The 13,768-nt window shown below is 52.2% G+C and carries 13 protein-coding genes, 1 tRNA gene and 1 other RNA gene; 8 read left to right on the top strand and 7 right to left on the bottom strand.

Going from position 1 to position 13,768, the window contains the following annotated elements:
• The first annotated feature begins 104 nt into the window (after positions 1-104).
• From NH461_RS06210 to NH461_RS06195, 4 genes are all read left to right on the top strand, one after another.
• A complete protein-coding gene (locus NH461_RS06210) occupies positions 105-986 on the top strand; it encodes a site-specific integrase (RefSeq protein ID WP_261602380.1) in 882 nt (293 codons plus the stop codon).
• Positions 983-2,035, top strand: coding sequence for a transposase (locus NH461_RS06205; RefSeq protein WP_261602379.1), 1,053 nt, complete (start codon positions 983-985; stop codon positions 2,033-2,035). The genes NH461_RS06210 and NH461_RS06205 overlap by 4 nt, the downstream gene beginning before the upstream one ends.
• A 623-nt stretch (positions 2,036-2,658) precedes the next feature.
• Complete coding sequence (locus NH461_RS06200) at positions 2,659-3,690, top strand: IS630 family transposase (RefSeq protein WP_261600234.1); 1,032 nt, start codon at positions 2,659-2,661, stop codon at positions 3,688-3,690.
• 243 nt (positions 3,691-3,933) lie between these two features.
• Positions 3,934-4,143, top strand: a complete 210-nt coding sequence (locus tag NH461_RS06195) for a hypothetical protein (protein ID WP_261602378.1) — start codon at positions 3,934-3,936, stop codon at positions 4,141-4,143.
• Positions 4,144-4,457: 314 nt separating this feature from the next.
• On the opposite strand, the gene NH461_RS06190 is transcribed toward NH461_RS06195, so the two are convergent.
• From NH461_RS06190 to NH461_RS06165, 6 genes are all read right to left on the bottom strand, one after another.
• Entirely contained in the window at positions 4,458-4,802 is a 345-nt protein-coding gene (locus NH461_RS06190; RefSeq protein ID WP_261602377.1) for a hypothetical protein, read from the bottom strand.
• A 959-nt stretch (positions 4,803-5,761) separates the two neighbouring features.
• The gene (locus tag NH461_RS06185) at positions 5,762-6,328 is read right to left on the bottom strand and encodes a histidine phosphatase family protein (RefSeq protein ID WP_261602376.1); all 567 of its coding nucleotides are present in this window, start codon (positions 6,326-6,328) and stop codon (positions 5,762-5,764) included.
• Between the two features lie 52 nt (positions 6,329-6,380).
• Positions 6,381-6,815, bottom strand: a complete 435-nt coding sequence (locus NH461_RS06180) for a GNAT family N-acetyltransferase (RefSeq protein WP_261602375.1) — start codon at positions 6,813-6,815, stop codon at positions 6,381-6,383.
• 355 nt (positions 6,816-7,170) lie between these two features.
• Positions 7,171-7,299: non-coding RNA, RtT sRNA (locus NH461_RS06175), on the bottom strand.
• A 46-nt stretch (positions 7,300-7,345) separates the two neighbouring features.
• Positions 7,346-7,436, bottom strand: a tRNA-Ser gene (locus NH461_RS06170).
• A gap of 121 nt (positions 7,437-7,557) precedes the next feature.
• Positions 7,558-8,460: a DMT family transporter gene (locus NH461_RS06165; RefSeq protein WP_261602374.1), complete on the bottom strand. Its 903-nt coding sequence runs from the start codon at positions 8,458-8,460 to the stop codon at positions 7,558-7,560.
• Positions 8,461-8,573: 113 nt separating this feature from the next.
• Between NH461_RS06165 and NH461_RS06160 the strand changes: the two genes are divergently transcribed.
• Positions 8,574-9,989, top strand: a complete 1,416-nt coding sequence (locus tag NH461_RS06160) for a PLP-dependent aminotransferase family protein (protein WP_261602373.1) — start codon at positions 8,574-8,576, stop codon at positions 9,987-9,989.
• Positions 9,990-10,148: 159 nt separating this feature from the next.
• Positions 10,149-11,273 (top strand): PQQ-dependent sugar dehydrogenase, encoded by a 1,125-nt coding sequence (locus NH461_RS06155; RefSeq protein WP_410000103.1) that lies wholly within the window; start codon positions 10,149-10,151, stop codon positions 11,271-11,273.
• A gap of 174 nt (positions 11,274-11,447) precedes the next feature.
• Here the strand turns inward: NH461_RS06155 and htpX are convergent, their stop codons facing one another.
• Positions 11,448-12,326: a protease HtpX gene (gene htpX / locus NH461_RS06150; protein ID WP_261602371.1), complete on the bottom strand. Its 879-nt coding sequence runs from the start codon at positions 12,324-12,326 to the stop codon at positions 11,448-11,450.
• Between the two features lie 330 nt (positions 12,327-12,656).
• Between htpX and NH461_RS06145 the strand changes: the two genes are divergently transcribed.
• Positions 12,657-12,818, top strand: coding sequence for a hypothetical protein (locus NH461_RS06145; protein ID WP_261602940.1), 162 nt, complete (start codon positions 12,657-12,659; stop codon positions 12,816-12,818).
• A 237-nt stretch (positions 12,819-13,055) separates the two neighbouring features.
• Positions 13,056-13,721 (top strand): hypothetical protein, encoded by a 666-nt coding sequence (locus tag NH461_RS06140; RefSeq protein WP_261602370.1) that lies wholly within the window; start codon positions 13,056-13,058, stop codon positions 13,719-13,721.
• Positions 13,722-13,768 lie beyond the last annotated feature (47 nt).

Below are 13,768 nucleotides of genomic sequence, written 5' to 3'. Positions count from 1 at the left end.
CCTTTATGCCTTTGTTGAACGAAGCCGCTACGCGGCAGAGCGACAGCAACTCACATACTGATCTCTGAATCTTGCCATTCCAGCAACTGACAGGAGACAGTATCATGAACGCCCAACAACAGCGCCATTTCGATGCGCTATACCAGCAACACCTTGATAATCTTATCCTACAAGGCAAGCGCCCGGCGACCGTTGACGCCTACAGCCGTGCGGTACGTCGTATTTCCGCCTTTTTCGACTGCCCGCCTGACGCCCTGACAAACGAGCAGTTACGCACCTACTTCCGCCAGCTTATCCACACCCACTCCTGGAGCACCGTCAAGCTCGACCGCAACGGCCTGCAGTTCTTCTACCGCTATACCCTCAACAAACAGTGGGCATGGCTCAATATCGTCAAACCGCCGCAGGTCTCGCGGCTGCCTGATCTCCTGACGCCCCACGAGGTGGGGCTGCTGATCACCCTGACCCGCCAGCCCCGCTACCAGGTGTTCTTCTTTACCCTCTACAGCCTCGGCCTTCGGCTTGGTGAGGGACTGAGCCTGACCACGGCCGATATCGATGCCCGCACCATGCAGGTCCATGTCCGGGAGGGAAAGGGCGGGAAAGACCGGCGGGTGCCGCTCCCCAACCGAACCCTGGCCGTCATGCGCCAGCACTGGCGCTCACACCGCCATCCGCAGTGGCTCTTCCCGGGGGTTGGCTCCGCCAAGCCGATGGATCGCGGCGGCGTTCAGAAAGCGATGAAACAAGTCTGCCGGGATTGCGGGATCAACAAGCGGATCAGCCCCCACTCATTACGCCATTGTTATGCCACCCACTTGCTGGAAGCGGGGCTGGACCTGCGCTCCCTGCAGGTTCTGCTCGGCCATGCCAGCCTCAACACCACCGCCCGCTATACCCAATTCACCGAGGTCAAGTCGGCCGCTGCGACCCTGGCTGTCAATGCGCTGGCCAATCAGCTGGCTGTGATATGGGAGGTATCATGAACACCTTTGTCTCCCTGCTCACCACCCACTATCATGAATTTCTCCGCCACTACGGCGACAGGCTCACCCCGGATATCCGCCGGGCAATCTCAGCGATGCGGCGCTGCCGGACTGAGCAGGCCGGCCATGCCCAGTGGTATTGCCCGCACTGCCGCCATGACGATCGGCTGCCGTTGGGCTGCGGCCACCGCGCTTGCCCGCAGTGCCAGCAACGCACGACCTCAGACTGGCTCGCCCGCCAGGAAGCAAAGCTGCTGCCGGCTGAGTATTTCATGCTGACCTTCACGGTGCCCGCGCCGTTGCGCGGCCTCGCCTGCACTCAGCCCAAAGCGTTCTATGGCGTGATGTTCCGGGTTGCGGCCTCGGTACTGAAGGACTTTACCCGCCGGCAGCATGGCGGGAGCAGCGGGTTTACTCTGGTGCTGCACACCCATAACCGGCGGCGAGATATCCACCCCCATCTCCATGCCGTGATGCCGTCGGGGTTCTATCACCCGCAGCGCAGGCAGTGGCACAAAGGCAGGAAGGGCTTCCTCTATCACCACACCGCCCTGGCGAAAGTCTGGCGTGCACGACTGCTCGATGCCATTGCCCGTCACCCGACGCTGGGGCTGCCCCCGGCACCGCTGCCAGCCGCCTGGGTGGTTGACTGCCGCGCGGTCGGACGGGGCCTGCCGGCACTGCAATACCTGTCGCGCTACCTTTACCGGGGCGTTTTGCCCGACCAAGATATTCTCCGGTTCGATGACCGTCAGGTGACCTTTCGTTACACCGACAGCCAGACCCGGCAACCGGCGACACGTACCCTGCCGGTGGTGCAGTTCCTGTGGTTGATCTTGCAGCATGTGCTGCCGAAAGGGTTACAACGGGTGCGGGACTACGGCTTGCTGCACGGCAGCGCGAGAGTACTGCGGCTGAGCATCCAGCTGATGTTGCTCGGCTTACCGGCATGGCAGTTGCCTGTGAACACCGAGCCACAGCAAGCAACACGGGACTGTCCATGCTGCCGGCATACGATGTGCTGTGTCGGCATCACCCGACCGGGGTAGCCGGAAAAGGCAAACAGAATAAGGAGAATGGCACTGACCGCAACCAGGAGAAAGCCGACGCATGACCGAACTCAGGCGGTAACCCATTGAAGTGAAACAAAGCATGATCACTTCCAGGCTGCGCTTGCCCTGAAGAAAGCCGCGGGCGCAACGCCCACCGAATCCCAAGCGAGCAATTTGCTTAATAAGGCCGTCCGGGCTTGTCCAACACCCGGATAGAAGTGTCGGCTGCGCGACACGTATCCTTATTTGTTAGGCACCTGATTAGTAAGGCAGATCATCTGCATCCACTCCAACATAATCAGGCGAAATGTATTCTTCGAACTGAACGGCTTTGATGAAAGTATTGCCGTTTTTTAACGCTTTACAGACACGATGCATACCATCCATTACACGACCTTCATGGCACAAAATGATTGGATAACTTAGATCTGCTTTATCAATTAAAATTGAATGCTCAAGGACATTTCTACATGTTGGAGTAGCACCACCCAATTCATACCAAAATGGCTCATCTAAATAGCTGTTCCTAATAGTAGATCTTTCAGGGAAGGGAACTCAGTCCAAATTGTGCGATCTGATCAGTTACCACACCAAATCATATCCACGCAGAGGACTGAGCAATGGCCATCATAGCACCGATTCCACGTCCGGAACGTCGAAGAATGCACAAAGCGATTCAATCAACAGCAGATAAAGGTTTTGCCCGTCGATTAATTGCACTTCTTGCCCTGCATGATGGTAAGTCTATCGTTGAAGTTCATGCCCTGACTGGTGCTGCTCGCTCCTCTATCGGACGCTGGATTAACTGGTTTACTGAGTGTGGTATGGACGGGTTGAAATCAATGGATACCGGCCGTCCACCGCTGTTACCCATGAATGAAATGCTTTCTATGTTAGTACTTCTGATTCAGCTATCACCACAGGATTTAGGATATCAGCGAAGCCGCTGGAGTACCGAGCTGCTGACACTGGAATTGAACAAATTGTTTCGTTCATCCGTTGCCGCCTCAACTGTCCGTCGCTGGTTACCTAAAGCTGGCATTGTTTGGCGACGAGCAGCGCCAACACTCTGTATCAGAGATCCGCATCGCACTGAAAAGATGGATAAAATCAATCAAGCCTTAGCCAATTGCTCTGCAAGACATCCTGTCTTTTACGAGGATGAAGTTGATATCAATTTAAACCCTAAAATCGGTGCTGATTGGGTGATGAAAGGCCAGCAAAAACGCGTCCCGACACCGGGAAAAAATGAAAAACACTATCTTGCGGGAGCGCTTCATTCGGCAACAGGCAAGGTGTTATATGTCAGCAGCTGTAGCAAAAACTCAGAGTTATTCATCGCGATGTTAGAGAAACTCAAGCGCCACTATCGTGGCGCAAAAACGATCACACTTATCCTGGATAACTACATCATTCATAAGAGCCGAAAAACACAAGCCTGGCTAAAACAAAATCCCAAGTTCATTTTGCGGTTTCAGCCTGTTTATTCGCCTTGGGTCAATGTTATCGAGCGGCTGTGGAATGCGCTGCATGAAACCATCACACGGAACCACAAATGTAGCTATATGTGGCAACTTCTTCGGCAGGTGAAGTTCTTCATGGACAACGTATCACCATTTCCAGGAGGCGGGCATGGGATTATCAAAATGTAGCACTATTAGGATCAGCTATTTAGTTCCTTTATATTTGATAACGGAACATTCCGAACTTTTAAATGCTGAGATAACTTCAACAAGCGAAAAACATCCCAAGCAAGTAACCCTTCGTTTGAATCACGAAAATGATATTGCTGCCTCATTTGAATCCTTTCTAATGCCTAACGAATGACATGGACTCCCCCTCATCAGACTTTGCCACACTTGGTATGTCTGATTACAAAATCGCCGGAGGCCACCATGTCACCATCTGTCTATGGCATTGATTTAGCCAAACATAACTTCAGTATCCACGGTGAGGAGCACCACGGCAAGCTGTTGAACCACAAAACAATATCACGATCGAAAGTTCTCTCGACGTTTGCCAATATCCCACCGGCAATTATCGGAATGGAAGCCTGTGGGGCCTCTCATTACTGGGCCCGAGAGCTTTGTCAGCACCAGTGCTAAGCTCGGCCATACACCAAAAATCATGGCATCAACAGATGTGGCGCCTTTCAGAACGGGTGCCAAAAACGATCTCAATAATGCCGTCGCGATTTGTGTTGCTGTTGCCCGAAGTGCCAGCAACGCATGACCGAACTCAGGCGGTAACCCATTGAAGTGAAACACAGCGTGATCACTTCCAGGCTGCGCTCGCCCTGAAGAAAGCCGCAGGCGCAACGCCCACCGAATCCCAAACGAGCAATTTGCTTAATAAGGCCGTCCGGGCTTGTCCAACACCCGGATAGAAGTGTCGGCTGCGCGACACGTATCCTTATTTGTTATGTTCGTAGCCTCGTATGCCACCTAATTACTTCCGAGAACCTACTTTCATAGACCTTATTCACTGTTGCTACATGAGCTATGCAGTCAAAATTAAACATCACTACACGTTTTTTATTAGTTTTTACTTTATCCGTATCTACTTCAACTGTTAAACAAGCTTTCAATAACGTTGATAAGTCGATATTTTCCTTTATAGCTTCGCTTCTAAACCAAACTGACAGCTCATTGGAAATATACAGTTCAAGTTCACCAACAATCGAATGTGAAACTTTTCCATCGAGCAAGTTGATACATAAGACACCATTGGGCAGCTCAGATAACGTTTCGAGGTCTTCTCCCATCCGCCACCCGACAAACATTTTGGGTAGAACTTCAACGTAGTGGTTAATCCTTTTTAGTCCCATAATCCCTCTAGAACATAACAGCTAATTAGGCAGCATGCTCGTTTTCACGCAGTAACCACACCAACCTTTCTGACACTATATCCGGAAAATATCCGAACATTCAATTGGTTAGGTCATTAAATATCCAAAAGAGTCTTCAATGTATGCGTTCAAACTGATCATAGCGATTTAACGAGATCTCATATGCACTCAAACACACATCAAATCTCCTTTACTATCAAATAAATAGAATCATCCACATTGCTCAACATGAGCAAATTCTGTCTCGTTATTACCAACATTTTTTTGGGGAAATTGGCCTGGTTTCATTATAACTGTATATATACAGCTCTTCACCGGGTGTCGTGGAAAGTGTTTCTTATCAAATTCCAGAATCCGTTGGAAAAAGTGGGGAAGAACCTGTGAACTGAACCCAGATGAAAAATACAGCACTGAATCAAGCTATTCCTGGACGGCCTCCACCATAAACGATGAAGACCCTTATAAGTTCAGATCAACTCGCGTCAGTCATTCATGAATTTTGAAGACCCACACGGCCAGGGTGAGAGCACGTATGTTCACTTTTTGAATACCCGTAAATTCCCTCGGACTGGTTGAGTAATTATTAGACACTTCATACATTTTACACCTGTGGGAAGTGGTTAAAAATTACTCTTTTTGTAGATCCCAACATGCTTTTCATGTGGAGGTTTTACAACTTGTTAACTCACGCTCTCACCCTGCCCACACGGCTGAGCATGCTTAGACAACTCATTCAAAATAAGAGGAACGAAATTTGCGTAAGTTTTACGCTAAGCAGCCATGGGACATAACCAATGCTTGAAAGCCTGTCGGGTTGAGTTACATCGAGGAAACAATACTGACAGATTGCATTCAAGCTACCCCCCCCTCTTATTTCACGATCTCTCCCGCCTACTGCAGCCTGCGATTGCGCGCTCATAACTGAAGTATTGGTACTGACCACTACCAATTCCTTTTTCCTGAAAACCCAACAGGCTCTCCAGCACATTAAAATGCGACACAACAATCACCTTTTTATAACCAAGATACTGACCGAGTACACGTAGCGTTCTGGTTCGGAGTTGTTCGTGTTGTTCATAACGGACGTCCTCAGGCACAGTACCTTGTTTGAGGTGAGCGCGATATTCGAACCAACGCCTGTCGCGCTCCTCGAGATCAATATAGCCTCCGGAAACATCCGCCTGCCACTCACGTAAATCATGCTCTATAAACAAATCGAGTTGAAACTGCCGATTTAAAATTTCTGCGGTTTGCAGTGCTCTGGTATATGGCGACGAAACGATGACTGTTGACCCATTGAAGACGAGATCACTCGCGAGCACTTTGATATCGCGAATGTAGTCCCGGCGCAGTGGCGCATAATCCTTTTCCAACTGCGACATTTTTCTTTCATCGGCCAGTGCGTAATCGGGAACACCGTGCCGTACAAATACAATTTCCATCTGCATTTTCTCCTGAATTCCCTTTAAACTGATTCAGCGCCCAAAATGACTGTCATGACGATAGTGAACAACTTTTCTCTCGACGCATGGCGATGATCCGGTAACCCCGATTTTCATAACCTCGATATCTCTGAATAAGAAAGCCTGGCAATTGGTCTGGATAAATCACTTCAAACCCAATCTGCCCATAAAATGCACCAAGATGAGACAGTGGCATACAATATGAGAGGGTTTCATTCAATATTGGCTCGATATGGTTGATGAAGTCAGAGCCCAGTCCTTTCCCTTGATATTTTTCGGCGATGTACATTCCACGCAAAATTGAAATGCCATGGCAGGATTCAACTTTCACAGAACCGATAATTTCATCATTCTTTGTTGCAATAAATGCTCGTTCATCATGACTCCAGCCACTGTAATAACCCTGCTCACGATAAAACTGATTCAAAGCACCTCGAATTGATTCATTCGCCTCAACAATTTCCATGTCATCTCCTGCAACTTACCATTTCGCATCGCAACGGAAAACGACTCCGTTAAGGCCCCCATTCAATACAACTTCATGCATATATTCAATCAATGATTGAACAAAGAACAGCTTCACGAGTAATTGGCCGACATTGTGTATTGTCAGTGAGACGCCACACGACAACATCAAGGAAAGATAGGTATCAAGAGGTGTCGCGAGAGGCAGAAGACGCCCTAAAAAGAGAAAAGCCCTGTCTGACGATAGGGCTTCGAATGTGGCGGAGCGCTCTAGGTATGGGGGGATTTTCAAATCCCGATAAACACGACCAAACTCCAGAAACGAAAACCCCAGCACAGTGGCTGGGGTTTCAATGTGGCGGAGAGATAGGGATTTACTGCGCCCTCCGGGCCGTTGCCAAAAACGCCTTCGGCCGGCAACGTTGTCTCGCTTCGCTCGGCTGAACCCTGTCTATGGTTCTTCACCCTATCTCATCATCACAAATTTCAGGCATAAAAAAACCGCTGAATTATCAGCGGTTTTTTCGAATGTGGCGGAGAGATAGGGATTTGAACCCTAGATACGCTATAAACGTATGCCGGTTTTCAAGACCGGTGCTTTCAACCACTCAGCCATCTCTCCGTAAGTGAGGCGCATGATACACAGCCCGGTTCGGGCTGTAAATACCCTAAGTGACCAAGTGCTCAGTTCTCCGGCAAATCGGGCGCGACTTGGTAACTTAGCCTCAATTTCCACCCAATTATTAACGCTGTGTTTGCAGCTCAGGCATCGACTGTGCTGACTTTTTCGGCTGCCGGATGACCAGATACACAGCAATCGCTGCCAGCAGGAAACCCACTGCGCCTATCTGGTCAAACGACTCATCGAACATCAGCCAGGCCTGAAATGCAGTCATCGGGGGGGCCAGGTAAAACGTTGAGGCAACTTTGGCCGACTCGCCATGTTTCACCATATACAACAGCAGCAAAATGGCGACCCCGGACAGTACGACCACCAGCCAGACCAGAGCGAAGATAAATTCAGGCGTCCATTGCACCACCCGGCTCTCGGTCAACAGCGCGACCGGCGCAAACAACAGGGCTGCCGCCACATATTGCCATACCGCCCCGCCAATGAGGTCGACGCCCTGACAGAAACGCTTTTGATACAAGGTGCCCAGCGTGATCCCGAGCAAGGCGAACAGAGTAAACACATACGCCGCTTCACGGTGCCCTTCCTGTTGCCACACCATATTCCCTTGCAGGACCAGGCTGATGCCGATAAAACCCAATGCTAGCCCGAGCCACTGCATCAGCCTCATCTGCGTTTTATAGATACCGACCATCAGGACAGCGGTGATAATGGGCTGCAGCCCGACCAACAGCGAACACAACCCAGCGGGCATCCCCAATGAAATGGCCTGATACGTCCCGCCCAGGTAAAAACCGTGGATCAACAAGCCAGCGACCATCGAATGACCCAGCGCTTTACCGGTCGGTAACCGGGCCCTTAACACCGCAGCCAGGATCAGGAACATCGCGATGTTGGCCAGCATTCTCAGCTCAAGAAAAGTGGCCGGCTCCGCATACGGTAAGCCATACCGGGCACCGATAAACCCGGAGCTCCACAAGATGACAAAAATAAATGGAATAAAACGCGTCGCCATAACCTGCTTCCGTGAAATTGATTTGTAAGACATGACTTTAATGAGGTACAAACAATTAAATAGAGACAGTTTGGACTAGTTTTTAGGGTACAGATGAGTGCAAGGAGCCGGTTTTGACCAAGAAGTACCAGGATGTGATTGATTTGATCAACCAGCGGATCGACAAGCAAAGCTACCTGCCCGGAGACAAACTGCCGTCGATCCGCGCGCTGAGTACCCAGCTCGGGATCAGCAAAAATACCGTGATCCGTGCCTATCAACAGTTGGAAGCCAACCAGCGCATTGAAGCGCTCCCCCGCTCCGGCTATGTCATTGCCCAACCAACCGTCGCCCACGCCGTGCAACCCAAGCCGAGCTATGTTGATTTGATGACGCTGAGCAAAGACATCATGAGCCTGCCACCGAGCCGCCAGGTGCTGCCGACCGGATCGGCCCATCCGGATACCCACTTTCCGGCCATCCGCAGCCTGTATGCCGAAATCGGCCGCCACAGCCGCTATCAAACCCATATTCCCAGCCATTACCAATTACCGCCCGGCAATGAAGTCCTGCTGCGCCAGCTGGTGTATATCAATCAGGAACTGGGGATCACCACTTCAGCACAAGATTTGTTAATCACCCACGGCGCCCAACAGGCGATCAGCCTCGGTTTGCAAGCCCTGACCCGGCCGGGCGATATTGTGCTGGTCGAATCGCCCTGTTACTTCGGCAACCTGCTGTTGCTCGAATCGCTGGGATTACAGGTGATTGAAATCCCGGCCAGCCCCAGCCACGGGATTGATCTTCCGGCCTTGGCGCAGGCACTCGAGAGCTGGCCGGTGACCGCCATCATCCTCAACCCCAGTTTCAATAACCCGACCGGGTATCTGATGTCAGAGCCGGATCGCCGTCAGTTTCTCGCCATGACCGGTGAAATCCCGATCATCGAAGACGACGTGTTCGGCGATCTGGCCTACGGGCGTCGCCCGCCCCCGCTCAAAGCGCTGGATGACAGGGATCGGGTGATCTATTGTAACTCGCTGTCCAAAACCCTGGATTCACGATTGCGGATCGGCTGGGTGATTGCCGGGAAATACCAGCCGGTGATCGAAAAGCGACTGATGACCGATAACATGGGGAGCCTGAACCTGATGCAATCCGCCGTCGGGGCCTTTCTCAGTAGCGGCAAGTATCGCCAGCATTTAAGCAAAATTCGTCGCAGCTACGCCCGAAAACAGCGCCAATTTGCCCAGATGTTGTGTGAATCGCTCGACCACTATCCCTGGCTACGAGGTCAGTATCAGCTCAGCCAGCCCGAAGGCGGGTTTCTGTGCTGGCTCGCCCTGCCCGAGCACGCAGATAGTGAAGTGCTTTATCAGCAGGCTCTGGCACGGGATATCAGCATTCTGCCCGGCAGCATGTTCAGCACCCAACCGCATTATCAACACTGCCTGCGCCTGAGTTTTGCTTCATTTGCAGAAACACCACGCTGGCATGACGGACTTCGCAGTTTGGCTGACATCATCGCAACGCATCTCCAGCCGACATGATCACCACAAGCAAGATCACCACAGACGCAGCATTGATGTTAGGCTTAAACAACACCGTGAACCGTCAATCCCCTGCACCGCCAAAGGAAGGTCACCATGAATATCAACTGGATTCGGACTTGGGTCCGAGAGAAAGCCTTGGCTCAACCTCAGAGGAAAATGCACCTCATCGCTTGGTTGATCCTACTCCTGATCCCGCTGCAGAGTGTTGCTGCACCGGTTCTGCAAGGCGTCAGTGAAGGTCAGCGCTGGGAGGTCACCAAAGTCACGGGCGGCCTGGGTTCCCCCTGGGGCATGGCCTGGATCGCACCAGCGCAGTTAATCATCACCCAGCGCCCCGGAACCGCAATAAAGCTCGACCTCAAGACCGGACAACTCACCCGGCTCAGCGGGCTACCTGAAGTCGCCGATCGGGGCCAGGGGGGACTGCTGGATGTTGCGATCAGTCCGGATTCCCTGTCGATCGGCCACCAACCCTGGCTGTATTTTACCTACAGTAAACCTACCCAGGATGGCGCCGTGACCACGCTGGCCAGAGCCCGCCTGACGCAAAACAGCCTCACCAACTGGCAGGATCTGCTGGTGACCGACTCTGCCACTTCGACCAGTCGCCACTTCGGCAGCCGGATTGCGTTTGATCAGCAGGGACATGTGTTTTTTTCGGTCGGCGATCGCGGGGAGCGGCCGAACGGCCAGGATCTGACGACCCATGCCGGTAGCATCCTCCGGCTGAATCTCGATGGCTCCGTGCCCGGCAGTAATCCCTTTGTCAATCAGTCCCCGGCCCACCCCGAAATCTGGAGTTACGGCCACCGGAATCCGCAGGGACTGGCCTACGATCCCGAGCACCAGCGCCTGTGGGCCATCGAGCACGGACCGCGTGGCGGTGATGAGATCAACCTGATCCTGAAGGGGCGTAATTACGGCTGGCCGGTGACCTCGCACGGCAAGGAATACTGGGGACCGTTGGATGTCGGGGAAGCTGAGGAGAAGCCCGGAATTGAGTCGCCGCGGACCGTCTATGTGCCGTCTATTGCGCCGGGAAGCTTGCTGCTCTACACCGGCGAGGCATTTCCGAAATGGCGCGGGAACCTGTTTGCCGGGGCGCTGAAACTCCAGCATATCAACCGGATCGCGGTCAGCGCAGAAGGGAAGACGCAAGAAACCGAGCGCTTGGTCGGGGCGTTAAATGAGCGCATCCGGGCCCTATTGCAAAGCCCCGAGGGCTGGATTTACTTTGCCACCGACAGCGGCAACCTGTATCGCCTTGCGCCTGCCGGATAACCGGAAGATCCTTTCCTTCCAGAAGCTTTTCCATTTCAGTAACGCTTTTCGGGTTCACGTATCAGGCCCGAAAACCACGTCTCAGGTCCAAAAACCACCTCTCAGGTCTAGAAAAAATAAAGCCCCCTGACCGATTGGGTCAGAGGGCCTTCATCATCAGCATATCAGGCTGAATTACTTGTATTCACCACGACGCAGGGCGTCAATGCGTTTTTCCAGCGGTGGGTGCGACATGAACAGCTCAGACAGCGATTTCTTGCCGTTGATGCCGAACGCCATCATCGAACCTTCCAGTTGCGATTCGTGGCTCACTTTCAGGCGCTCCAGCGCGGCAATCATCTTGTCGCGGCCAACCAGTTTCGCCGAACCGGCATCCGCGCGGAATTCACGATGACGGCTGAACCACATGGTCAGGATGCTCGCTAGGAAACCAAACAGAATTTCCAGGATGGTCGAGACCACAAAATAAGCCAGGAAGCTGCCGCCTTCGCCTTCACCTTCCTCGTCATTCACGCCGCTGATCGCACCGGCAACCAAACGAGAGATAAAGATCACGAAGGTATTCACCACCCCTTGCATCAGGGTCATGGTGATCATGTCACCGTTGGCAATGTGGCTGACTTCGTGCGCCAGAACCGCTTCCGCTTCATCCCGGGTCATGCTGTGCAGCAGGCCAGTCGACACAGCGACCAGTGAGTCATCCCGCTTGGCGCCCGTCGCGAATGCGTTGATATCTGCCGAATCGTAAATCGCAACCGTCGGCATGCCGATCCCTGACTGTTGTGCCTGACGAGACACGGTTTCCATCAGCCAGTGCTCCGTTTCATTGCGCGGATGTTCAATCACCATCCCGCCGACAGAACGCAACGCCATCGACTTCGACAAGAACAGGGAAATCAACGAACCACCAAACCCGAACAGCACTGCCATCACCAGCAAACCATTCAGGCTGCCTGGCTGCAGACCGGTGAAAGCATAAATCACGTTCAGGACAACACTGAAGACCAGCATCACGGCAAGGTTTGTTGCCAAGAATAATGCAATGCGCTTCATATTTTTAATTATCTCCAATCTATCAGAAAGAGCTGTTGTTCAGCGATATAAGGGAACACCTTACAAGAATTATTAATAGTATGGTCGTTCAAAGTAATTACAAGGGAAAGAAGGAAATTGTTACGTTTCGTAAGGGCACTGATCGTTGAGAGCGGGTGCCCGACCCAATAGAAATCCAGACGCAGGCACCTGAGATCCCAGACACCCCGTGACCGGACTCAAACAAGCGCGGGTATAGACTTTAGTCTTATTGCAAGTTATCAGACGTTCTACTATCGTCACAAGCATACTTTTTGAACTGCATAGAGCGTTGTCAAATTTCATGGAGGAATGATGGCCGATCACCAGAACTACCAAGTCGCGATTGATATCCTGCGCTGTCATCTGGGGATGACGACTGACGAAGCCCATCGTGAGCTGGGTATTGATGCAGCCAAGACGTCCCGGTCAGATGCCCACGAAGCGCTGCTGAAACTCACCCAGGACAGTTAAGTTCATAGCGCCCCACAGTAATCATCGAGAGATTTACGCCCTTGCTTTTGCGAGGGCGTTTTATTTCAAAGTGATGACAGAACCGCCATTCATCACCCTGATTAATGGGATCGACATCACCCTTTCAGTACAGGTCGCATTCAGCATCTGCTCAGCATAATCGCCCCATTCATTTGTCATACGATCTGCTCCCAAGGCGACCAGGATGTCCTCCGGGCAAGCGAAATGGTACGTACTATGCAATCTACTTTGATTAATACAGATCCTTCACAGAGTCGACGTATTCCGGCCCAAGCCATGAATCCGATGATTCTGCCAGCAGCGCTGTTCTTTACCCTGGCCCTGTTACTGGCGGCATCAGCAGTGGTGATTCATCTGGAAGTGGCTAACCTCAATGCCTACGCCGGTGAAAATTCATTGATTGAATACCTTCAGGAAACCTACCTGTTTCTGGCCGGCAGCTTATTTGCCGCCGTGGCGATCCGTCGCCCCAGTCAACGTGGGTTTGCCGTGTTAGCCAGTGCCTTTTTCTACATCCTGATGATCCGTGAACTCGACGCGGTGTTTGATCAAATCAGCCACGGTTTCTGGAAATATCCGGCCTGGTTGTTGGCAACCAGTGCCATCATCTTCGCGGTGCGACATAAAGCCGTCACCCGCAAGCCGCTGATCGATTACGCCCAGCACCGCAGCTTCGGCCTGATGCTGGCCGGGATGGCGACTTTGCTGGTGTTTGCCCGCCTGTTCGGCATGGGCGATCTGTGGCAAGCGCTGATGCAGGATGCCTATATGCGCCCGGTGAAAAATCTGGCAGAGGAAGGGGTTGAACTGCTGGCCTATAGCCTGATTGCGTTTGCTGCGGCCTGGTATTGCCTGCCGGCCCTGATGAACAAGTCCCGCTGACCCCCAATTACGATAATTGAAGGGTTCTGATGTGAATCGATAGTGCG

This window comes from Photobacterium sp. TY1-4 (assembly GCF_025398175.1).
Taxonomy (GTDB): Bacteria; Pseudomonadota; Gammaproteobacteria; order Enterobacterales; family Vibrionaceae; genus Photobacterium.
The sequence above is the reverse complement of the archived record's forward strand: the minus strand, read 5'-3'. Positions and strand labels throughout refer to the sequence as shown.